This is a genomic window from Arsukibacterium ikkense, from assembly GCF_000987775.1.
Classification (GTDB): domain Bacteria; phylum Pseudomonadota; class Gammaproteobacteria; order Enterobacterales; family Alteromonadaceae; genus Alishewanella; species Alishewanella ikkense.
Window position 1 is genome coordinate 1 of the sequence record NZ_LAHO01000025.1, and the last position, 21,491, is coordinate 21,491.

20 protein-coding genes are annotated in these 21,491 nt (G+C 51.0%); 13 read left to right on the forward strand and 7 right to left on the reverse strand.

All coding sequences use genetic code 11. The annotated features are described in order from the left end of the window. Positions 1–76 precede the first annotated feature (76 nt). Together WG68_RS18420 and WG68_RS18425 are read right to left on the reverse strand one after the other, a co-directional pair. Positions 77–1,084: a PA2778 family cysteine peptidase gene (locus tag WG68_RS18420; protein ID WP_046559204.1), complete on the reverse strand. Its 1,008-nt coding sequence runs from the start codon at positions 1,082–1,084 to the stop codon at positions 77–79. 6 nt (positions 1,085–1,090) lie between these two features. After that, positions 1,091–1,486 carry a PA2779 family protein gene (locus WG68_RS18425; protein WP_235357794.1) on the reverse strand — a complete coding sequence of 132 codons (396 nt, stop codon included), beginning with the start codon at positions 1,484–1,486 and terminating at the stop codon, positions 1,091–1,093. Between the two features lie 236 nt (positions 1,487–1,722). On the opposite strand from WG68_RS18425, the gene WG68_RS18430 reads away from it, so the two are divergent. The 7 genes from WG68_RS18430 to WG68_RS18460 all read left to right on the forward strand — a co-directional run bounded on the left by WG68_RS18430 (position 1,723) and on the right by WG68_RS18460 (position 7,911). Beyond that, entirely contained in the window at positions 1,723–2,949 is a 1,227-nt protein-coding gene (locus tag WG68_RS18430; RefSeq protein ID WP_046559205.1) for an adenosine deaminase family protein, read from the forward strand. A 224-nt stretch (positions 2,950–3,173) separates the two neighbouring features. Next, positions 3,174–3,374: a hypothetical protein gene (locus WG68_RS19710; RefSeq protein WP_046559206.1), complete on the forward strand. Its 201-nt coding sequence runs from the start codon at positions 3,174–3,176 to the stop codon at positions 3,372–3,374. A gap of 127 nt (positions 3,375–3,501) precedes the next feature. Next, entirely contained in the window at positions 3,502–4,914 is a 1,413-nt protein-coding gene (locus tag WG68_RS18440) for a sensor histidine kinase (protein ID WP_046559207.1), read from the forward strand. A gap of 1 nt (position 4,915) precedes the next feature. Continuing rightward, positions 4,916–5,515, forward strand: a complete 600-nt coding sequence (locus tag WG68_RS18445) for a hypothetical protein (protein ID WP_046559208.1) — start codon at positions 4,916–4,918, stop codon at positions 5,513–5,515. Then, a complete protein-coding gene (locus WG68_RS18450; protein ID WP_046559209.1) occupies positions 5,502–6,851 on the forward strand; it encodes a sigma 54-interacting transcriptional regulator in 1,350 nt (449 codons plus the stop codon). The genes WG68_RS18445 and WG68_RS18450 overlap by 14 nt, the downstream gene beginning before the upstream one ends. A gap of 46 nt (positions 6,852–6,897) precedes the next feature. Then, positions 6,898–7,254 (forward strand): DUF2288 domain-containing protein, encoded by a 357-nt coding sequence (locus WG68_RS18455; protein WP_046559210.1) that lies wholly within the window; start codon positions 6,898–6,900, stop codon positions 7,252–7,254. A gap of 84 nt (positions 7,255–7,338) precedes the next feature. Further along, positions 7,339–7,911 carry an acyl-CoA thioesterase gene (locus tag WG68_RS18460; RefSeq protein WP_046559211.1) on the forward strand — a complete coding sequence of 191 codons (573 nt, stop codon included), beginning with the start codon at positions 7,339–7,341 and terminating at the stop codon, positions 7,909–7,911. A gap of 13 nt (positions 7,912–7,924) precedes the next feature. On the opposite strand, the gene WG68_RS18465 is transcribed toward WG68_RS18460, so the two are convergent. Both WG68_RS18465 and ggt read right to left on the reverse strand, forming a co-directional pair. Continuing rightward, positions 7,925–8,593, reverse strand: a complete 669-nt coding sequence (locus WG68_RS18465; protein WP_046559212.1) for an RDD family protein — start codon at positions 8,591–8,593, stop codon at positions 7,925–7,927. A 181-nt stretch (positions 8,594–8,774) separates the two neighbouring features. After that, positions 8,775–10,493, reverse strand: a complete 1,719-nt coding sequence (ggt, locus tag WG68_RS18470; protein ID WP_046559213.1) for a gamma-glutamyltransferase — start codon at positions 10,491–10,493, stop codon at positions 8,775–8,777. A gap of 296 nt (positions 10,494–10,789) precedes the next feature. Here ggt and WG68_RS18475 point away from each other — a divergent pair, with 296 nt between their 5' ends. The 3 genes from WG68_RS18475 to WG68_RS18485 all read left to right on the forward strand — a co-directional run bounded on the left by WG68_RS18475 (position 10,790) and on the right by WG68_RS18485 (position 12,703). Beyond that, positions 10,790–11,059 (forward strand): type II toxin-antitoxin system Phd/YefM family antitoxin, encoded by a 270-nt coding sequence (locus WG68_RS18475; protein ID WP_046559214.1) that lies wholly within the window; start codon positions 10,790–10,792, stop codon positions 11,057–11,059. Beyond that, positions 11,060–11,368 (forward strand): type II toxin-antitoxin system RelE/ParE family toxin, encoded by a 309-nt coding sequence (locus WG68_RS18480; protein WP_046559215.1) that lies wholly within the window; start codon positions 11,060–11,062, stop codon positions 11,366–11,368. It abuts the gene before it with no gap. A gap of 114 nt (positions 11,369–11,482) precedes the next feature. Then, a complete protein-coding gene (locus tag WG68_RS18485; protein ID WP_046559216.1) occupies positions 11,483–12,703 on the forward strand; it encodes a dipeptidase in 1,221 nt (406 codons plus the stop codon). 1 nt (position 12,704) lies between these two features. On the opposite strand, the gene WG68_RS18490 is transcribed toward WG68_RS18485, so the two are convergent. Beyond that, entirely contained in the window at positions 12,705–13,097 is a 393-nt protein-coding gene (locus WG68_RS18490; protein WP_046559217.1) for an acyl-CoA thioesterase, read from the reverse strand. A 14-nt stretch (positions 13,098–13,111) separates the two neighbouring features. Between WG68_RS18490 and WG68_RS18495 the strand changes: the two genes are divergently transcribed. Next, positions 13,112–13,816 carry a 2OG-Fe(II) oxygenase gene (locus WG68_RS18495; protein ID WP_046559218.1) on the forward strand — a complete coding sequence of 235 codons (705 nt, stop codon included), beginning with the start codon at positions 13,112–13,114 and terminating at the stop codon, positions 13,814–13,816. Positions 13,817–13,865: 49 nt separating this feature from the next. Here the strand turns inward: WG68_RS18495 and WG68_RS18500 are convergent, their stop codons facing one another. Beyond that, the gene (locus tag WG68_RS18500) at positions 13,866–15,953 is read right to left on the reverse strand and encodes a TonB-dependent receptor family protein (RefSeq protein WP_200897634.1); all 2,088 of its coding nucleotides are present in this window, start codon (positions 15,951–15,953) and stop codon (positions 13,866–13,868) included. Positions 15,954–16,177: 224 nt separating this feature from the next. On the opposite strand from WG68_RS18500, the gene WG68_RS18505 reads away from it, so the two are divergent. Then, complete coding sequence (locus WG68_RS18505; RefSeq protein WP_083981983.1) at positions 16,178–18,592, forward strand: TonB-dependent receptor domain-containing protein; 2,415 nt, start codon at positions 16,178–16,180, stop codon at positions 18,590–18,592. Between the two features lie 44 nt (positions 18,593–18,636). Here WG68_RS18505 and WG68_RS18510 read toward each other — a convergent pair whose 3' ends face one another. After that, positions 18,637–19,092, reverse strand: coding sequence for a GNAT family N-acetyltransferase (locus tag WG68_RS18510; protein WP_046559220.1), 456 nt, complete (start codon positions 19,090–19,092; stop codon positions 18,637–18,639). Between the two features lie 217 nt (positions 19,093–19,309). Between WG68_RS18510 and WG68_RS18515 the strand changes: the two genes are divergently transcribed. Continuing rightward, positions 19,310–21,331 carry a PhoX family protein gene (locus WG68_RS18515; RefSeq protein ID WP_046559221.1) on the forward strand — a complete coding sequence of 674 codons (2,022 nt, stop codon included), beginning with the start codon at positions 19,310–19,312 and terminating at the stop codon, positions 21,329–21,331. The last annotated feature ends 160 nt before the right edge of the window (positions 21,332–21,491 follow it).

The window sequence follows — 21,491 nt, forward strand, 5'->3', positions numbered from 1 at the left end:
ATCATAAAGTTACTGGAAGCTGTGCCGGTGCGGTAATAACGGTAGGGTTATCGCAGACAGCAGGTTTTAGCAAGGGTCAGACGGATGTTAACTCAACAGCATGCCTGAGCTGACATGGCGTACCTTCTTCTGCCACCTGCCTGGCTGCGTCAATTTGCTGCTTACTATTTAACAACTTACTATCTTCCGGCGCTAGCTGCCGTGCGGTAGTAATTAACTCAATCGCTTTATTATGACAACCCAGCCCGCTCAACAGCATGGCATAGTTGTGCAGATAGGGTACTTGTTGCTGAGCATAGGGCAAGCCTTTGGCAAACCAGCTGGCTGCCACTAACGGCTCGGTGGAAAAATGCTGATTGCCCAGTAAAAAGTAGGGTAGCCAGTAGTCTGGCCATTGTTTAGTTGCAGTGATTAAGGCGGCAATGCCGGCAGCTGGCTGCTGGGTATTGATTAAATCCTGGCAGGCTTTTGTGTAAATAAAAGGGTCAAGCTGCGCACTGCTTGTATCGCTTGGCAACATGGCTAACAGCCAGTAGTTAGCGCGCTGCCAGGTGCGCTCGAAGGTAGAAAAATTAAGACGATGCGCTTCGGTTACCCCGGTATGTAAAATCACTTCTTTGCGGTTAATGTCATAGCCTACCACCACTGCGTAATGCCACTGTGGCAGCCAGCCAATGGAGTTATTCTGCAGTACAATAACCGGAATATCATCGGCCACCAGGCTTAATAGCTGGTTGATACTGGCGCGATGCTGGGTGTAGGCCACCAAACCAAGCTGCCGGGTTGCCGCCGCCATTTCAATTTGCAGTGTGCCATCCAAGCCAGGGGTAAAGGTAGCCGGCGCTATATCATCCGGGCTTTTGGCCAGGCCGTGAAAACCGGCGACTTCCGCCAGGGTGGTTGGGCCGCAAAAAAATTCTTGTTGCGGATAAAACGGCACCCGGGCAATAAAATGCTGCCGGGCAATATCAGGCGGCGCTGCCAGTAACTGTTTGGTTTGAGGGGGGGTCTGACAGGCGGTCAGCACCAGCAGCATAAAAGCTAACAGACCAGCAAACTGGCTGGTCTGTTGACGTTTGTGCATCAAGAACTAAGAACCGATAGGCCGGATAAAAGGATAAACGTTGGTAACACCCATCAGGTCGAGCACTGCTACAACCACCAGTACGGTGACTATAGTGCCGACAATACCACCTGCAGGCATCTCGTTAAGCTGGTTGTTAAAGGCGTCCAGCTCAGCATTGGTCATGCTGGCGATACGTAATTTGGCGTCGGCTGGGCTGACACCCAGTTCAATCAGTTTATGTTGTACCGCTGCTTCATCGACAAAAGACAATACTTGCTGTTTATTGTACTGATGCTGTTGATCAGCTATCACTTGGTCTGAACTGTAGAGTCCTGCAGTTGCCTGGCCTGCACCAAAAGTAAAAGTGCCGAAAATTAAAACCGAACTTGCGATGCTAGCGGTTAGAAATTTATTCATCATGAATATATCCTTGAACTTATTGTTTTAAGAGCAAACTTCGTTTTTTGTGGTGCAACGTACAACGCTGAATATTAACTATACAGAGTTGCAGAGTAGATGATCTAACTGTTCTTTGCAAACACCTGGATGTCAGCCCATTACAGACCGCCGCGGGTCTGCTGGTGCGATGTAAACATCATTTAACCAAGGCTGACAAACTGCGATACACTATGTGCAGACTTAAAAAAGGAGCCGTTATGCCACGTTATTCTGCTGATTTTATTAAAGCGATGCCAAAATCTGATTTGCACCTGCATTTAGACGGCAGCCTGCGCCTTAGCAGCCTGATTGAGATGGCCAAACGCACCCACACCACATTGCCCTCACAAAGTGTTGACGGTTTAAAGCAGCTGGTATTTAAAGATAAGTATCAGAACCTGGGCGAGTATCTGCATTGTTTCCAGTATACCTGTGCGGTATTGCGTGACCCGGAAAATTTAGAGCAGGCCGCTTACGAGCTGGCGCTTGATAATCAGGCTGAGGGGGTAAATTACATTGAAGTGCGCTTTGCGCCGCAGCTGCTGATTGATTTAAGCCGCGGCATTGATTTCGACCAGATAATGCATGCGGTAAATAACGGCCTGAAACGGGCGCAGGACGAATATAACCGCACTGAAGTGGTACTAAGTGGCAATAAGCCACCTTTTGGTTACGGCATTATTAACTGTGCTATGCGGATGTTTGGCGACAAGGGCTTTTCGCCGTACTACACCAACTTGTTCCAGTTGATGCGCGACTTTGCGCCAATGGACGTGATTAAACTGGCGGCGATGGAGCTGGTGCGTGCCAGTGTGCGGTTGCGCGATGAATGCGCCATGCCCATCGTGGGCCTGGATTTGGCAGGCCAGGAGTCGGGTTACCCCGCCAGCAAGTTTAAAGAAGTGTACGAGTATGCCCATCAGCATTTTATGCTGAAAACCTTACACGCCGGTGAAGCTTACGGCGCAGAAAGTGTATTTGAAGCCATTACTGAATGTTATGCCGACCGCATTGGCCATGGCTATTCGATGTTTATCCCTGACATGATCCACAGCCCGGATATTACCGACAAGGCGGCTTACATTCGTAAGTTGGCCAGCTATATCGCCGACAAGCGTATTGCGATAGAAGTGTGCCTGACCAGTAACCTGCAAACTAATCCACAGCTTACCGATATTCGTCAGCATCAGTTTAAAGCCATGCTGGATAACCGGATGGCCACCGTGATCTGTACCGACAACCGGCTGGTGTCTAATACTACGGTGTGCAATGAATACCAGCTGGCACTGGATAACTTTGATATTCCGCTGAAGCGCTTGAAAGACATGGTGGCCTACGGCTTTAAAAAGAGTTTTTTCCCAGGCAGCTATGTTGAAAAGCGCCAGTATGCCAAAACGTGCCTGGATTATTTCGATCGGGTAGCGAAGCAGTATGGATTTATTTAATTAAAACAGTGGCTTAATAAATTTGTCGCAAAACGCATACAGTTCAAACTGTTGATTTATAACAACATGTTTTTTTGGTGGAAAATAGTGTCGCCAATTGCAGACACTATTGGTGTTTCAACGTGGCTTTTAAGAATGAAAATTACATAACTTATTGATATTGCATGTTATTTAAAAGTTGGCACAACACTTGATACATCTAAGGTAATTACCGGAGGTGTGTTATGGATTTGTTCTTAGTATTTATCACGATGTTCCTGGTTGCCAATATGATGCTAGTGGTAACAATGTTACGTCGCGTTGATTTAAATAACCCCAGTGTTCAGGCCTGGGAGCAACAGCACGCCATTACTGGTGATACTGGCCGCTTGCAACAACTACCTGCAGCAAGTTACACCCCGGCTTATGCCCCCAAGGCGCAGTAAGCGCCTCCCGATTCCCATGAGTTCAGCTCCTTGCTGAATGCTTGTTCAGGCCAGTCCTCCTTACTGGCCTGTTTTTTTTAGTTAAACAGGTTATGCTAAGGCTAACTTTTTCTGAGTTTAACTGTCTATGCGTTTTCCCTTGCAAACCGCCTCGTTACGGCAATTAGTTATTCTGAGTTTTTTACTGGCGATGATCCCTGTTGGCGTATTGATGTGGCAAAGCCACAAAGCGCTGTCGGGCTTAAGCCGCTTTGCGACCAGTGAGGCAGAGAGCGCCGTGATTAGCGTGCGCCGGGCTGAAAACATGCAAAACCTGGTGGTCGATATTGAACGGGCGGTGCGCCAGTATACGGTGGTAAAAACCGACGCGCTGGCCAGGGTGGCGCAAAGCCATATCAGTAACCAACAGCTCAGCCTGGCACAGCTTTGCCATGATTTGCCCAAACTTAGCGAATGCATACAACAGCAGGCCGATTTACAGCAATTGGCCGCGCAGTTTGCTCAGTTAACCGGCACGCCGTTAGAGCAGCTGTTGCAACAAATCCGGATGCGCCAGCAACATATCAGTCAGCAGATCTGGGATTTGCTGGAGCAACGTTTACTGAACCAGCAAAAGTTGGTACAGGATGCACAGCAACGCCAGGCCTGGCAAACTGTCGCGCTGGTGCTGTTAACGCTGTTGCTGGTGCTGTGGGCGTCGGGCCGGGTGGCCGCGCCGGTAAAGAAACTGGATAAAATGATCCGGGCCATTGGCCAGCAGCAACAGTTTCCTGATGGCAAACTGGAGGGGCCGCGCGAGCTGTCAGAACTGGGCGAACAATTACGCTGGCTCAGCTCACGTTTGCAACAGCTCGAAGCACTACGGCTTATTTTGCTGCGCCATGCCTCGCATGAATTAAAAACCCCATTATCGAGCATTCGCGAAGGCTGTGCCTTGTTAACTGAGCAATTGCTGGGGCCTCTGAACCCAAAACAACTGGAAGTGGTGATGCTGTTAAACGGCAGTGCCGACCGGCTGAGCCAGCTCACTGAGCAATTGCTGGATTACAACCGCTTGTTGCAGCAAGCCAAGCCGGAGTTAAGCCGCCAGATACCACAGCAACTGCTGCAGGCCTGCTTTGCAGATCATGCGCTATCACTGCAACAGCGCCAGCAACAGATAAAGCTGGACTGCCAGCTAAGCAGTATTTATACCGATGAAACCTTGTTCCGGCGCATTTTGGATAATCTGATCAATAATGCCCAGGCCTATGGTGCTGAAAGCAGCCCGGTGTGGGTGAAGCTGTATCAGCAAGACGCCATGCTGGTGCTGGATGTGGCTAATAATGGCGCACCTATTCCGACGGCGCTGCGTGAAAAATTATTTGAACCCTTTCAGCGTGGCACCACCCCAAGGTTCGACGCAGTGCAGGGCTCAGGTTTAGGCTTATCTATTGTGGCAGATTGTGCCAGGTTACTGGGTGGACATGCCGATATTGTTGATGTGGTTTACGCTGATGTCTGCATCAGAGTGCGTTTACCGCTGTTAGAGGAAAAGTAACATGAGAGTATTACTGATATTGCTGCTTTTTACGCTGTCTGGCTGTCAGCTGCTAAGCCAGCAGGGGCCCGCGTCGCAACCTGAACCTGAGTTTGTGCCAGCTGAGGACACTGCGTCGGCTGAAGAAAGCCTGCCACTGCCTGAGGAGGTGCCGCTGAGCCTGAGTGACGACCCGGCAACCTTGCAGGCCTGGGTAAAGTATCGGGCCAGTTTATTAGATAACCGGGCATTATGGCGCGAGTCGCTGACAGAATTAGCTGAGCCGGACCCGGTACAAATGCTGCAGCGGATTATTTTGCAATTACATCCGGATACGCCCTATTTAACCAGGCTAAGGGTGCAAATGCAGCTGGCTGAACAAATTGCCGAGCTGCCACCTGGCCTGGCAGCGCTTATCAGCTGGGATTTAACTTTTAACCAGAAACTGCTGGAAACCGAGTCGGCCGTCAGCGCGCTTACCCGGCTTAATGCGCAGCAGCATGACAATATTGACCGGCTGCAAAAAACCAACAAAGACTTACAAAAAAAAATTGATGCATTAACGCAAATAGAAGCGCAGTTAAATCAGAGTATTAACGAGGGTAATAATGGCCAACGCTAAACCGCGTTTATTACTGGTGGATGACGACCCCAGCCTGCTGCGTTTGCTAACGCTGCGTCTCGAAGGTGAGGGCTATCAGGTGGTCAGTGCTGATTGCGCTGAAACTGCGCTTACTATTCTGGGTAAGCAAAGTTTTGATGTGGTGCTAAGCGACTTGCGGATGCCCGGGCTGGATGGCATGAGCCTGTTTGATGAAATCGCCAAGCGCTATCAGGGGCTGCCGGTGGTATTAATGACAGCCCATGGCTCTATTCCGGAAGCGGTAGCCGCCACCCAGCGTGGGGTATTTGGTTTTCTAACCAAGCCACTGAATAACGCTGAGCTGCGGGATATTTTACAGCAGGCCGTGCACCAGTCGGTGCCCGAACAAGCCGACTGGCGGGATGAAATTGTCAGCCGTAGCCCGTTAATGGCAGCGCTGCTGGAACAGGCATACCGGGTAGCTCAGCGTGACGTTAGCGTGTTAATTACCGGCGCCAGCGGTACCGGTAAAGAATTACTGGCCAAAGCCATTCATAAGGCCAGCCCACGGGCCGATAAGCATTTTGTGGCCATTAACTGTGGCGCCCTGCCAGAGCATTTGCTGGAATCAGAGTTGTTTGGCCACAGCAAGGGCGCTTTTACCGGCGCGGTGAGCGAGCATGGTGGTTTGTTTCGGGAAGCCGATGGCGGTACGCTGTTTTTAGACGAAATCGGAGATATGCCGGTGGCACTGCAGGTTAAATTGTTGCGGGCTTTGCAGGAGCGGCAAATCCGGCCGGTAGGCAGCAGCAAAAGTATGCCAATTAATGTGCGGGTACTGTCGGCTACCCACCGCGACTTACAACAAGCGATGGCGGATGGCAGCTTCCGGGAAGATTTATACTATCGCTTAAATGTGGTGAACTTGCAGCTGCCAGGCCTGGAACAACGGCCGGAAGATATTCCGTTGCTGGCGCGGCATGTGCTGGCACTGAGCGCCGAGCGCCATAATGTGAAGGTTACCCGTTTTGCTGACGACGCGCTGCAAACCCTGGCTACCGCCAAATGGCCCGGCAATGTGCGCCAATTGGTGAACGTGATAGAGCAATGCGTCGCCCTTACCCACAGCCCGGTGATTGGCCAGGCCCTGGTAGAGCAAGCGCTGTCGCAAAATGCCAGTTACTGGCCGACGCTGACTGATGCGCGCGATCAGTTTGAACGCCAGTATTTAGTCAGGGTACTTAAAATGACTGAAGGCAATGTCACCCGGGCAGCGGAGCTGGCCGGGCGTAACCGTACCGATTTTTATAAATTGTTAAAAAAACATGAGCTAAGCGCTGCCCAGGTGGCAGCAGCAGACGAAGAGCTGGAGTAAGCCGGCGGGCTGTTTTACACTTGCCGTTTTAACCAAGGAGACGGCCATGAGTGCGATAACGCCACCGGATGCTCAGCTGGCTGCGGATGCAGCGGATCCCGAGCTGATTAAAGCCAAAATTATTAGTGAAACTGCCCGGATAAGCTGGCCGCAACTACAGAAATTTTATGCCGCAGGCTCTGTAATCAGTGTCAGCGCCGGACTTGATTTAGTGGAGGTTGCTTTTGCCTTCAGTGCCGATAACAAAGTGCAGGTGGCCGACTGGCTGGCGGCAGGTAGCGTCGGGCGCACCACCGAGCAGCAGGCGCAGCAGTGGTTTGATAATAACACCGAGCTATGGGCCGTGGTGATTTCGCCCTGGGTATTGGTGCAGGATAAGCCAGAATCTGCACAACTGAATTAGGTTGCTTTACCGCAGCTAAGGCCTTGACTAGACTGCTTAGTATAGCTGTCGTTACCTGGCGCTACTGTTAAAAAGAGGCTTGTTATGGATCACCAGTGGAAAACGGTCGGCTGCTCTGAGATCACGCTATCGCAGCTGATGCTGCCGTCACATTCAAATTTCAGCGGTAAAATTCATGGTGGCTATTTGTTGTCACTAATGGATCAGATTGCCTTTGCCTGTGGTTCTAAATTCAGTGGCAGCTATTGTGTCACTGCCTCGGTCGATAGGGTCGATTTTTTAAATCCGATAGAAGTGGGCGAACTGGTGACGCTAAAAGCCTCGGTAAATTACGTTGGCAATAGCTCGATGATGGTTGGCATCCGGGTCGATGCGCAAAATATTCAGACCGGTGAGGTAAAGCACTGCAACTCGTCGTATTTCACCATGATAGCCAAAAACAGCAGCGGCGCCTCCATTCAGGTACCGCGGTTACGGCTGACCAGCCGGGAAGAAGTGATGCGCTATTTAAAAGCCGCCGAGCGGATCGGCGCGCGGCAGCAGCGGATTGCCAGCGAGCCTTTTGATGGTGATTTAACAAAAGCGCTGGCCGCGATGGCCAGCGCGCATGCTGACGTTGATTTAGCCTTATTGCAGGATGCCGCAATCAGCGGCTAGAGGGCGGCGAGATCTAAGCGCTCATGCCATCGGCGTCGCTTGTAGTGTCATTCACATAACACACCTGTGTTTGGGCGATCCTGTCATGTAAACAGCGTTTTTGCTTACCAAAAATCATCAGTGGATTTAACAGGCCGACCAGCAAGTTACCAATAAATGGCACGAAACTCAGGCCAACCATCGGCAAATGCCGCTGCAACAGCACATGTTGCAGGCTGGCTTGCTGACCATTTAACTGTTCAATCCGCATGCCAAATTCGGCTTTGCCTATCGTCTGGCCATAACGGTGCAATAAATAACCGTGCAGCAATAAATAGGTGGCAAGACCATATAACACGCTACCGACAATCAGCCCCAGGCTGGGTGCTACAAAAGCATCCAACCCAACATACCAGAACAGCGGTATCGTCAGCACAAGTTGTAATACACCATCAATCAGCGCCCCCCAGAAACGGTGGCTGCGTTTAGCCAGATTGGCGGGGATCTCCGGTTCAGCCGTTGTTGAACTAAATTGGGTTGTTGCCGCGGCTTGCTGGCGCAGTGCCTGCAGTTGGGCTTCGCGTGTTGTAATATGCTGCTGGATCAGCGCGGCGCGCTCCGGGTACTGCTCCCGGTTAATGCCATCGGCAGCTGAATATAAGTCATCCAGACTGTAATTGTCATAATCAGGGGTTTCGTCCACTACTGCTACTCCATTTAAAGTGTACCTGAATGCGCACTTTAAGCAGCTTGTTTTGTAAAGGCAAGTTAAATTACTGGTTAATTAACTATTTTTGGCCGCTAACAGCGCACCAGACTACTGACGTAGCCCGGTGCCTGTGCTGTACCAGATGAGCTGGCGGCGGGCAGGGTTGCTACTGATATTAGTAACCGGCGGCCTGACCGTCTTTGCGTGCTTCAGAGGCGCCAATCCAGGTGCCATTTTCATGGTCTTTCATTATGGCCTGGTAACCACCATAGCCACCCAGGCCGTAACGCACGTTGTGGCCCTTTTTCATCAGCTCGCGCACTGTTTCATAAGGTACACCGCGTTCTACTTCAATATAGCCACCATTGGTTAGGTAAGCCTCCTGGCCATCGGTTGGCTCGGTGTTACCCAGGTGTTGCCAGCGAGCCGCGTCGCCGGCTTCCTGCAGGTTCATGCCATAATCCACCATATTAACCAGAATTTGCACATGGCCCTGTGGCTGCATGGCGCCACCCATCACGCCATAGCTGATCAGCGGTTTACCGTCTTTGGTAATAAAGGCCGGAATAATGGTATTGAAAGGCCGTTTACCTGGTTCATAAACATTGGCGTGCTTTTTATCCATGGAAAATAACTGACCACGGTCCTGAAATACAAAGCCCAGGCCGGGTACGACTACACCAGAACCCATACCACGGTAGTTGCTTTGAATTAATGACACCATATTGCCGTCTTTATCGGCGGTGGTCAGGTAAATAGTGTCGCCTTCGTACAGGTGCGGATTGCCAGCATCGACCCGCTGCGCCGCACGTTCACCAATCAGCTTGGCCCGCTCGCGGCCGTATTCTGCTGAAAGTAAACCCTGCAGTGGCGTTTTATGAAAATCTGCATCGGCATAGAACTTAGCGCGGTCTTCAAACGCCAGTTTTTTGGCCTCTACCAGGGTATGGATACTCTCTGGCGTGTTAAAGCCCATGGCGGCTAAATCAAAGTTTTTCAGAATTTGCAGCATTTGTAAGGCGGCAATGCCCTGGCCATTTGGTGGCAGTTCCCACAGGGTATAACCTTTGTATTCCACACCGGCAGGTTCTACCCAGCTGGAGCGGTGGTTGGCAAAATCGGCATAGCGCAGGTAGCCGCCATTTTCGCGCATAAAGCGGTCAATCTGCACGGCAATTTCACCTTTATAGAAGGCATCACGGCCTTCTTTAGCCAGCGCTTTATAGGTATTGGCCAAGGCCGGGTTTTTAAAAATCTGGCCTTTAGCGGGTGCCTTGCCATCCAGGGTGAAGGTAGCAACAAAGTCACCGGGTTGCGGGCTTAGCAAGGGCACCGACCGATGCCAGTAATAAGCAATAAGTTCGGTTACCGGAAAGCCCTGCTCGGCATAATCGATGGCCGGCTGCAAAATGTTGGCCATATTCAACTTGCCAAATTTGCTATGTAATTCAAACCAGCCATCTATCGCGCCCGGCACACTGATTGGTAACATGCCGTGTGGTGGTAAATCAGTGCGGCCGAGCTTTTCCAGTTCATGGGCCAGCATGTCATAGCTTAAACTCAGCGGCGAGCGGCCCGAGCCATTTAAACCATGCAATTTGGCGGTGTTGGCGTCCCAGACAATGGCATACAAATCACCACCTATACCGTTACCGGTGGGTTCCATCAGGCCCAGCGCCGCATTGGCCGCGATGGCGGCATCGATGGCGTTACCGCCCTGTTTCATAATATCCAGCGCAATCTGGGTGGCCAGCGGGTGGCTGGTGGCCGCCATGGCATGCTGCGCTATCACTTCTGAGCGGCTGGCAAAATCAGCGCCGGTAATCCGATCAAACGCCAGCGCACTGCTACAGAGCAGGCCCAGACTCAGGCAGAACAGGTTACGGATTTTCATAAAAATCTCTTTAAATAAAATGAGCTTAAAACCTAACCCAGTATGCTACGGATTACCATTGTTAACTAGACCAGTGGGGCACTGCCGGCGTTGAAAGGGGGGGCATCATTCGCTGCCGCGTTTTTGTTACCCGAGTGCTTTAAGTTAGCGCCATGTTTTCCTATTGCGAAATGGGCAAGAACACCGACTGATTCGCGTGTATACAACGGGCTAACCTGTCTTACTGACTAAATGCAAATTGACAGCACCTTTAAACAGGTGCTATTAATAGTGCTGTTAACTGTGAGGGCGGTATAATGTCAGTCAAATTCTCTGAGGATGTTGTTCCTTTATCCGATTTGAAAGTGAATCCCGGCAAAGTGGTGGGGCGTGCCAATGATACGCACAGGCCAATCCTGTTAACCAGCAGAGGTCGGGGTGTTGCCGTAGTGCAAAGTCTTGAAGACTATGAAAAAGCAGTAGATGAGCTGCTGTTTGTAAAGGCCGTTGCTAAAGGGTTGGCAGATATTCGTGAAGGCAATAGCGTGACACTGGATGAGGCCAAAAACATACTTGGTGTGGCGTAAGTGAAGTTGGTTATTGCGCGTTCTGCGTTACAGGATCTTAAAGACATTAAGGCTTATTATCTTGACCAGGGGGTACCGGCAGTCGGTCTGAAGTTTGTCAGTACGATTTTGCAAAAAATGCAGCTGCTGCCTGACCACCCTCTTTCAGGTAGGGAGGTTCCTGAGTTTGGCCAAGAGCAAATTCGCGAACTTATTTACCCACCGTTCCGTATTGTTTATATGGTGCAAATTTCAAAAGTTTCGCAAATAAGTGTGGTGCGGGTCTGGCGCAGCGAAAGGTTATTAAACCTTGCCGAAGACGAAACCTAGCTACCTTTAGCAATCAGCGTCTAATCTCATCAAACTGGTACTGCCCGCTACAACACGATATTCTGTAAGCCGCTAAAAAAATCATAAAAAACCATTCAGTAACAGGAGTTAGCTATGCCTCGCTTATTAAGCGCCCTTGCCGCCGGCAGTTTATTACTTATGGGTTCAGCTTTGGCTGAGCGCCAACCTCAACAGGTTAGTGAACAAGAGGCCTGGGCCTTGCATTCGCGGGTGCTGACGCTGGATACCCATGTTGATATTGGTCGGGGCTATGCCACCGAGCAGTTGGACCCGGGCCGCTTTACCAGTGCTCAGGTGGACTTACCGAAAATGCGCGCCGGCGGTTTAGATGCGGCGTTTTTTATTGTCTATGTTGGTCAGGGGGGGTTAACAGAGCAAGGCTTTGCCAATGCCCGGCAACAGGCTGAAGAGAGTTATCAGGCGATTAAGCGCATGACCCGCGCTTACCCGGATCAAATTGGCCTGGCTCGCAGTGCCGATGAAGTAGAAGCCTTGCATGCAGCGGGTAAACTGGTGGCATTAATCGGCATGGAAAACGCTTATCCGCTGGGTGAGAGTGTCGCCGAAATCCCGCTGTGGGCCGAGCGCGGTGTGCGTTATGTCAGCATTACCCATATGGGTCATAATCAGTTTGGCGGCAGCTCTAACCCGCGGCTGGATCAAGGTGACACCCCCAATCAGGGTTTAACCGAGTTGGGCCGGGCTCTGGTAAAGGCGTTAAATGATAACGGTATTATGGTGGATGTGTCGCATGTTGGTAAAAAAACCATGCTCGAAGCTATAGCGTTGTCGCGTGCGCCGGTGATTGCCTCGCATTCGGGCGTCACGGCTGTGCACCCGAACCTGCGCAACCTGGATGATGAGCAGTTAACGGCGATAAAAACCAATGGCGGCGTGGCCCAGATGGTGGCCTTTCGTAGCTATGTTGCCACAGTCGACCCCCAGATCCAAAAAGGCCAGGAGGCCTTGCGCCAGCAATATCTGGCTGCAGGCTGGGGTGGTGCCAGTGAAGCCGATGTTAAGGCTTACACCGACGGTTTAACAGCGCTGCGGCAGTTGCATCAGGACGTTACCCTGGCCCAGTTTGTCGATCATATTGATTATGCCGTTAAGCATATTGGCATTGAGCATGTCGGTATAGTGTCAGATTTTGATGGCGGTGGCGGCGTTGAGGGCTGGGATGATGCCACTGAAACCATTAATGTTACCTGGGAGCTGATGCGTCGTGGTTACAGTGAGGCAGAAATACGCGCGCTATGGAGTGGTAATGTGCTGCGGGTGATGCGGGCGGTAGCAGCCGCCGCTAATCAGTAACTTACCCGAGAGCATGCAGCTGCAACGCTGCACGGATGTCGGAGCTTAACGGCGTGGCAGTTTGGCTCTGATAGTCAAACTGCACCATTACCGTGGTGCCCGTGGCGCATTTTACGCCGTTTTGCCAGGCTTGCTGATACACATCAAACGAGCTGCCACCGAGGCGGCTGATAAAAGTGCGAATTTCCACTGGCTGACCATACTGAGTTTGGGCATGATAGTCGATAGTGACCCTGGCAATGATCAAGGGCCATTGTTGCAGATTAAGCTCTGGGGTAAAAATACGAAACAGCGCAGTACGGGCCCCCTCAAACCACACGGCAAACACGGTGTTATTAATATGTCCCAGGGCATCGGTTTCGGAAAAGCGTGGCTGAATAATGTCGACAAACATAACCAGGAATACTCATGACAGATTTTATAGAGGTGTACGATAATGCGTTAAGCCCGGACTTTTGCCAACAGCTAATCACGCTTTTTGACAACAGCCCCCATTTGGTTGCCGGCCGCACCGGTGCCGGCGTTGATACCAGTAAAAAAATCAGCACTGACTTATACCTAAACCAATACCCGGAGTATCAGGCAGCGCTGCAGCAGATTGTCGATGCTACCAGCAAGTATGCCGCTGACTATTTTGCCAAGTACCATTTTGCGTTAATCGCACCGGTTGGCCTGACAGTTAGCCACCCGCAAACCGGCCAGCCACTGGCCATTACCCATGAAAATTATGCTGAATTTGGTGCGCCGAAGGCCGTTGACTTTATGCGTACCTTATACCGTTTAGGGCCGATTCAGGCGCAAAAGTATCAGGCAGGCAAGGGTAATTATAATTACTGGCATTGCGAGGTGTACCCGCAGTTACCCCACAATGAGCCGCTGCACCGCACTTTATTGTTTATGTATTATTTGAACGACGTGGCTGAGGGCGGCCAGACTGAGTTTTTCTATCAGAATAAAGCCATTAGCCCCAAAGCTGGCCGTATGGTGATAGCTCCGGCCTACTTTACCCATACTCACCGTGGCTGCACGCCGGTATCTAATGATAAGTACATTTTAACCAGCTGGATTTTATTTAATCGTGCTGAGCAGTTATACGGCCCGGCGCCAAGCTGAGACAAAAAAGCCCCTGCTGGGCAGGGGCTATTCAGAGCGACGGTTTAGCTTAAAAGCTGTAGCTGATACCCAGCTCGAATGAACGCTCCGGGCCGACATAAATACCCTGGCGTAAGCCGGTAATATAGCGTTTATCGGTGATGTTTTTCACAGCACCAAACAAGCGCACGTTATCTGCCAGCTTATACTGGGCTGTTAAATCCAGCAACGTGTACGAAGGCATTAAACCACCCCAGATGCCGCCAGCGGCATTGGCTGGAATATCAGCAGTGTTGGCAGCATCGCCATATTGCTCGCCACGGTGATGGGCGCTAAGTGCTGTGGTTAGCTGCTCCAGCTGGTACGTTAGCGCGACATTCGCCACAATTTTTGGCGCATAGGGCAGGCGGTTACCCTGGTCACTACCGGTTTTGAATTCAGAGGTTGGCACCCAGGTGGCATTGGTGTCCAGGCTGAAGCCGGCACCTAACTGATAGCCCAGCAGGAATTCCATACCCCGGTGTTCAGTTTTACCGGCATTAGACTGTGACAGGTTAGGGTCGCTGTTGCCGGTAACCACCTGATTGCTGAAATCCATGGCAAAAGCAGCAACTTCATAGTTTAGTGCGCCTTGTTTACCGCGGATACCCAGTTCAACGTTAGTAGAACGCTCACCGTCCAGCTGCTGATCGGTCAGACCGTCCAGCGCCACACCGTTAGACGCCGGCGAGAAAGCCCGGTATACACCACCATACAGCTGAGCTGACTCAGTTAAATTAAAGGTTGCGCCAATGCCGGGTAAAAACTCCGTGTTGCTGGTTTTAGCGCTGGCGCCCTCACTACTTAATACCACCCGCTTTTGCTCGTAACTTTCAACCCGTAAGCCCGGCGTCACGGCAAAACGCTCGCTGAGCTCCAGCCGGCTTTGCGCATAAGCGGCAATACTGTTGGCTGAATCGACAATATGGCGGTCGTTAACCCCGGTGCGGTCTGAGCTGCGCACAGCCCGAATGCGGGTGTCATTGGCCTCTTCCTGCATAAAGCGCAGGCCAAATTCGCTGTTAACAACCAGGCCGGCAAGGCTGTGGTCCAGGGTTAAACGGGTTTCCAGACCCAGCCTTTCAAATGAACGGTTGTTACCGGTTAACACATCGGTATATACCCAGCGGCCGGCGGCGTTCGAGGCTGGGGTATCCACATTATAACGCCAGTAATCACGACTCATTTCGCTCCAGTACAGCAAGGTTTGCAAGGTAGCCTGGCTGGAGAGGGTCCATTCATGATTAATATCAAAGGCGGTACGATCGGTCAGATAGTAATCATCTGCTGCCGGGTTGTAATCGGCGCCAGCCAGATAATCAGCCAGCAGCAAACCACGGTAGGAAATATTGGCTTTGTTTTCGTGACGTGAGGCTTTAATACCCAACTTCTGGTTATTACTGAACACGACACCGGCTTTGGCCATTACGTCGCTCATTTCATAACCTTTATCCATAAAACCATCACTGGTAGCGTGGGTGGCAACAACGCCGGCAAAGGCATCACCCGAAGCACTTTTGCCGCCGGCCTCCACGTTCACTTCCTGCATATTAAACGAGCCGGCACGGCCGGTCACTGTTACGCCATCGTCCGGGGTTTTGGTCTGGTAGTTCACTACACCACCAATGGTTGACGGGCCATAACGCAACGAGGCCGAACCTTTTAACACTTCAATCTGTTCAACCCGCTGAATGCGCGGGTTGAAGTAGCGGTCGTTACCAACAAACAGGCCTGGTGCAACCGGTACGCCATCTTCCAGCACTAACGATTTTGATTCACTGGCAGATAAACCGCGCATGCCAAAGTTAGCAACAACAGAGCTTTCTTCTTCACTTTTAACATTAATACCCGGAATGCGACGCAGAATATCTTCGTTGGACAGCGGCTGAATCTGCTCAATTTGCTTGCGGTCGATAACCACAACGGTACCGGTTTGCTCTAATAATACCGGCGTGCCATTGCCAACCACCCGAATAACTTCCAGCGTGGGCATAATTTTTTTACGCTCTACACTGCGCTCTGCAGAGTCTTGTTGCTGAGCAACAACCCCAACTGATACCGAGGCCAGGGCAACAGCCAGCGATAAAGGTGACAACTTGGTCCGGATAATAGTCCGCATAACAACTCCAATAAGCATTAGGTAATAGCCAAAACTCAATGAGCGCAATTAGAGCACAGTTAATAATACGAATCAATCTCATTTGATTTAAGTTTAACGAAAGCTGCCGGCGTGAAGCTATAAATGATAATAGTTATCAATTGCATTGACATGGCAATGAGAATGATTATCATTATTGCATTTTATGGTCTAACAACAGTGTCCCGCTGTTACAAGGAGTTAAAATGTTATTTCGTTCCACCGCCCTGGGGTGTGCCATAACGGCTGCCTTTAACCTGCCGGCAGCTTATGCTGCCGCCGCGCCAGATTACAATATGGAAGTGATAGTGGTGACGGCGTCCGGTTTTGAACAAAAACTGGTGGATGCGCCCGCCAGCATTTCGGTGATTACCCGGGAAGATCTGGCGAAGCGACCTTACCTTACGCTACTGGATGCTGTGCGGGATCTGGAGGGCGTGGATATTGGTGAAACCCGTGACAAAACCGGCCAGGGCAGTATCAGTATGCGGGGCATGGGTTCAGACTATACGTTAATTCTGGTAGACGGTAAGCGCCAGAATAACCATGGTGATATTTATCCCAACAGCTTTGGCGGCAATCAGTTTGGTCATGTTCCACCCTTAGAGGCGGTAGATCGGATTGAAGTGATCCGCGGCCCGGCTTCAACTTTGTATGGTGCCGATGCGCTGGGCGGGGTAATCAATATTATTACCAAAAAAGTCACAGATACCTGGCTGGGCTCGGTTAGTCATAGCCGTACCATCCAAACAGATAGCGCCTTCGGTGAAGATATCACCACCGATTTTAGTATTATGGGGCCATTAATCCCCGGCGTGTTGGGCATGGCAGTGCGTGGCAGCCTGTACAACCGGCTCGCCTCAAACCCGCAATATGCAGCGGTGCCATATCCCAATGGTGAAGTCCGCCAGCGCTCTCTGGGGTTTGGCAGCGGCGGTAAGACCGTCGATAACAACAACAAAGTATTAGGGGGGCGCATCAGCTGGACCCCTGCCCGCAACCAAAGTATTTGGTTTGATTTGGAGACGTCCAAACAACAGTACGACAACTCCCCTGTTATTAATGACGATGGTACTAAAGAGTATCCGGTGGGTACTGTAGACAATATCGACAGTATCTGGGTAGCAGGTAACGTCTGCAAAGGTGCCAGTGGTAGCAATCAGAATGCTTGTACTACTAATGGCGGAACATGGATGCGCCGCGCAAATCCCCGTATAGGGTATAGTTCAACTCAGGAATTCAGCCGTGATACCTGGTCGGTTACGCATGAAGGCAAATGGAACTTTGGCAATAGTTTTGTCTCGCTAGCTTATGTTGATACTCAGAACCATGGTCGTACGCTGCCTTTTACCACAGCTGAGCGTGAACTGCTGTTGGCAATGTTTGATGGCACGGCTGACTACACTGGCTTAACTGTAACTGAGCGCAAAGCCCTGGCTGAGGCCACCTTTTTGCCTCGTCAGAAGCGGGTTATGGCCAGTAACCAGTTTACGCTGGATGCCAAGTTAGATATGCCATTTGCGTCGGCTGGCCAGCATATTGCTGTGCTGGGCGCACAGGTTATACGGGGAGAATTGGAAGACGGTGTATTTGGTATTGAAAGTGGTACGCCTGGGGCGATACAGCAACACAATATGTGGTCGGTATTTGCTGAAGATACCTGGGATGCCACCGCATCACTGGCGGTAACCGCCGGTATTCGTCGTGACGACCATCAGGTATTTGGCAGCCAGTTCAGCCCGCGCTTGTATGGTGTTTACACCGTAAATGCAAGCTGGACCATCAAAGGTGGCGTTAGCACCGGTTTTAAAACGCCAAAAACCACCCAGCTTTATCCTGGCGTAATTGGCTTTGGTGCTCAGGGTACCTCCCCGATGTTTGGAAACCCGGATCTGCAAGCAGAAACCAGTGTATCGGCAGAAATTGCTGCTTACTGGCAGCACGCAAATGGCCACAACTTTAATGCTACGCTGTTTAAAAACGATTTCGACGATAAAATTGCTTCGCAGCCCTGCGGTACAGGCACCGGTATCGAATGTGCAAGTGCCGGGGAGTACGCCAATTTAGGCTATGCTATCAGCAGCAAAACCGTCAACATTGATAAAGTGACTATCCAGGGGGCAGAGCTGGCTGGTCGCTGGCAAGCTAGCGACAGCTTAGCGCTGCGTGCCAACTACACTTATACCGACAGTGAGCAAAAAAGCGGAGTAAATCGGGGGCGGCCATTGGGGAACAGCGCCCGGCATATGGCTAATCTGACCTTGAATTGGGAAGCAACTGAGGTACTTAATGTGTTCCTGACGTCAGAAATTCGTACCAAACGCTACCGTGCCTGGGATCTAATTAATGATGAAGCGCTGCATTATAAAGCTTACAACGTACTGCACCTCGGTGCCTCATACCAGGCCAGCGAGTCTGTTACCTTTAATGCCCGCATTAACAACTTACTTGATCGTGATTTTACCAGCTACAACATTGTCTTCACTGAATGCAGTGAAACCGCCACAAGTTGTATTTTTGATACCAACGGTGAGAATGGCTATTCGGCCAGCTTTATTGATGATTACAACAATAAAGATAAAGCGCGTAACTTATGGCTGGGAGTAAATGTGCGGTTTTAAACCGCTACGTTGCCGACAATGCCGCGACTATTGCGGCATTGTTATTACTGCAACCGTTTAATCATTTTTAAATGTGGAATATCGTCTTCCAGATAAGGCTCGCTGGCACTTTCAAAGCCCGATTCCTGATAAAACTGCTGCAAATAGCACTGGGCTGAAATATGAATATCCATATCGGGCCAATAGCTTTCTGCCACAGCTAATGTTTTATCCATTAATACCCGCCCCAGCCCCAAACGGCGAGCGGTTTGTGACACGCACACCCGGCCAATGCCCGGAAAGCCTGGAAAACTGACGTCAGGGGCTAATACCCTTGAGTAGGCAATAACCTTATCACCCTTTTTTAAAATAATATGGCGGGTTTGCGGATGCAGATCTTTATCATCCAGTTCCGGATAAGGACAATTTTGTTCTACCACGAACACATCCACCCGCAACTGCAGCATTGAGTACAGTGTTAAGGTGTCCAGATCGGCAAAAGTCTGTACTTGCCATTGCATAAAGTAAGTTCCCTGTTGTTCTGGCTGAGTTGCTGCTTTCGCACGCTATCAGAACTATATCAGAGGCAGCCATGGCTGCGCCAGTAGCCTGTAAGTAACAAGATTAGCCAAATCAGCGAGAGGATCACAAAAATGCTATTTTTCTGTCACTGTATTGCCATGTAATGCCGGTTTAATAAAGCTGCCTAATAATCCGCATTTATCCGGAGAGATAATAATGACTGACAGTAAAACCAATGCCAGTGTAAGCCAGCTTACTATTGATAACTCGGGTATCGACCCTGTTACTAATTTTTCCGCCAACCCCACTTTCGCCGCTATTATGGAGGGCCGAATGGCCCGCCGGCGTTTTCTGAAAGGCAGTGTTGGGGTGGCCGTCGCCAGCATTATTGGCAGCTCACTTGTTGCCTGCAGCAGCGACAATGAGCCTGAGCCTGCTCCAGTAGTACCACCGGTAACCGCAGTGCCATTAATGGGCTTTGCCGCTATTGCCGCCAACCGGCTGGATACGGTAACCGTGCCTGAGGGCTACAGTGTTAGCCCCTTCTTAGCCTGGGGTACCCCGATCACTGGCACCTATCCGGCTTTTCTGGCGGATGCCAGTAACAGCGGCGCAGAGCAGGAAATGCAAATTGGCATGAACCATGATGGTATCCACTTCTTCCCGATTGACCAGCGAAGTGCCGGCGAGAACTCCACTGAAGGCTTGCTGGTGATGAACCATGAGTATGTTGAGCCGAATGTGTTGCACACAGCCGGCCCCGTTCTGCCCCGGCCAGCCGACCAGGTTCGTAAAGAAATAGCAGGGCATGGGGTGTCGGTTGTACATGTGCAGCGCCAAAGCTCTGGCGAGTGGCAACTGGTTAATAACAGCCCGTTTAACCGCCGGATAACGGCTAACACCCCAATGGAGCTAAGCGGCCCGGTGCGTGGCCATGCCAAGGTGTTGACTAAATACAGCCCGGACGGCAGCCGCACCCGCGGTACCATTAATAACTGCGCCCATGGCGTGACCCCCTGGGGTACCTATTTAACCGCCGAAGAAAACTGGGCCGGCTATTTTATGAACACCGATGCACAGCGGCCGCGCGAGCATAGCCGCTATGGTGTTCGTACTGATAATGGCCGCTATTTCTGGGAAACCGCCACCCCGGGCGCAGATCAGTATCAGCGCTTTAATGCCAGCACTCTGGCAGCAGAGGCTACTGAGGATTACCGCAACGAGCCCAACACCTTTGGCTGGATTGTGGAAATTGACCCCTTTAACCCTGACAGCATGCCGCAAAAGCGCACTGCTTTAGGCCGGTTCGCCCATGAAGGCATAGTGTTTGCTGATGCGGTGGAAGAGCAGCCTTTAGTTGCTTATTCCGGTGATGACGCCCGTAACGAATATATTTATAAATATGTGTCGAATACACCTTATTATCACAATACCGCAGGTGGTCATTTACTCAATGACGGTATCTTATATGTTGCCCGTTTTAATGACGATGGCAGTGGTGACTGGTTAGCCCTGGATGTGACTAATGCAGACTTTATGGCTAAAGCCAGTGCTGCCGGAGTGGTTTTCAGCGACCAGGCTGATGTGTTGCTAAACACCCGGCTGGCGGCTGACGTGGCTGGCGCCACCAAAATGGACAGACCCGAGTGGGGCGCGGTGCATCCTGACACGGGCGAAATCTATTTTGCCCTAACTAATAATACCAGCCGTACCGAGCAGCAAACCGATGCAGCCAACCCAAGGGCGAATAACGCCACCGGCCATATTATCCGCTGGCATGAGCGCGACAATGCCGCGGCTATGGCATTTGACTGGGATATTTTTTTACTGGCCGGTGATGTCGGTACGGCAACGCCGGGTACAGATCTGGTGCTGAACGCCGATAGTCATCATGCCAGCCCGGATGGCTTGTGGTTCGACCCGCGCGGTGTGTTATGGATCCAGACCGATATGAGCGGCAGCCAGCAAAGCAGTGGCCCTTTTGGTAATAACCAGATGCTGGCGGCTGATCCAGTTAGCCGCGAAGTAAAACGCTTTTTAGTTGGCCCGCGGGAATGTGAAGTCACCGGCGTGATTATGACGCCGGATTTAAAAACCATGTTTGTTAATATCCAGCACCCCGGCGATCGCTCAGCGGCGGATAACTTCACCAGCAATTGGCCAGACGGTGGCAGCAACCGGCCGCGATCTGCTACGGTGGTGATCACCAAAGACGATGGCGGCGTGATTGGCAGTTAAGTAACACAAGGCCGGCAGAATTATCATCTACCGGCCAAGATCATGGACAGGCACAACAGAAAGATCTGATCAATTATCCATCCCATCACAGATGTTGATGTTTAGATACTGCGCTAATGCGGTAAAGGAATACGCCTGATATGTTTTTACGGCATTTTCA

What these genes read in the sequence shown, in the direction of transcription:
- WG68_RS18505 (WP_083981983.1), top strand. Translation starts at nt 16,178, where the DNA reads ATGTTATTTCGTTCCACCGCCCTGGGGTGTGCCATAACGGCTGCCTTT.
- ggt (WP_046559213.1), bottom strand. Translation starts at nt 10,493, where the DNA reads ATGAAAATCCGTAACCTGTTCTGCCTGAGTCTGGGCCTGCTCTGTAGC.
- WG68_RS18460 (WP_046559211.1), top strand. Translation starts at nt 7,339, where the DNA reads ATGGATCACCAGTGGAAAACGGTCGGCTGCTCTGAGATCACGCTATCG.
- WG68_RS18495 (WP_046559218.1), top strand. Translation starts at nt 13,112, where the DNA reads ATGACAGATTTTATAGAGGTGTACGATAATGCGTTAAGCCCGGACTTT.
- WG68_RS18445 (WP_046559208.1), top strand. Translation starts at nt 4,916, where the DNA reads ATGAGAGTATTACTGATATTGCTGCTTTTTACGCTGTCTGGCTGTCAG.
- WG68_RS18450 (WP_046559209.1), top strand. Translation starts at nt 5,502, where the DNA reads ATGGCCAACGCTAAACCGCGTTTATTACTGGTGGATGACGACCCCAGC.
- WG68_RS18455 (WP_046559210.1), top strand. Translation starts at nt 6,898, where the DNA reads ATGAGTGCGATAACGCCACCGGATGCTCAGCTGGCTGCGGATGCAGCG.
- WG68_RS18485 (WP_046559216.1), top strand. Translation starts at nt 11,483, where the DNA reads ATGCCTCGCTTATTAAGCGCCCTTGCCGCCGGCAGTTTATTACTTATG.
- WG68_RS18420 (WP_046559204.1), bottom strand. Translation starts at nt 1,084, where the DNA reads ATGCACAAACGTCAACAGACCAGCCAGTTTGCTGGTCTGTTAGCTTTT.
- WG68_RS18430 (WP_046559205.1), top strand. Translation starts at nt 1,723, where the DNA reads ATGCCACGTTATTCTGCTGATTTTATTAAAGCGATGCCAAAATCTGAT.
- WG68_RS18440 (WP_046559207.1), top strand. Translation starts at nt 3,502, where the DNA reads ATGCGTTTTCCCTTGCAAACCGCCTCGTTACGGCAATTAGTTATTCTG.
- WG68_RS18515 (WP_046559221.1), top strand. Translation starts at nt 19,310, where the DNA reads ATGACTGACAGTAAAACCAATGCCAGTGTAAGCCAGCTTACTATTGAT.
- WG68_RS19710 (WP_046559206.1), top strand. Translation starts at nt 3,174, where the DNA reads ATGGATTTGTTCTTAGTATTTATCACGATGTTCCTGGTTGCCAATATG.
- WG68_RS18490 (WP_046559217.1), bottom strand. Translation starts at nt 13,097, where the DNA reads ATGTTTGTCGACATTATTCAGCCACGCTTTTCCGAAACCGATGCCCTG.
- WG68_RS18425 (WP_235357794.1), bottom strand. Translation starts at nt 1,486, where the DNA reads ATGATGAATAAATTTCTAACCGCTAGCATCGCAAGTTCGGTTTTAATT.
- WG68_RS18500 (WP_200897634.1), bottom strand. Translation starts at nt 15,953, where the DNA reads ATGCGGACTATTATCCGGACCAAGTTGTCACCTTTATCGCTGGCTGTT.
- WG68_RS18510 (WP_046559220.1), bottom strand. Translation starts at nt 19,092, where the DNA reads ATGCAATGGCAAGTACAGACTTTTGCCGATCTGGACACCTTAACACTG.
- WG68_RS18475 (WP_046559214.1), top strand. Translation starts at nt 10,790, where the DNA reads ATGTCAGTCAAATTCTCTGAGGATGTTGTTCCTTTATCCGATTTGAAA.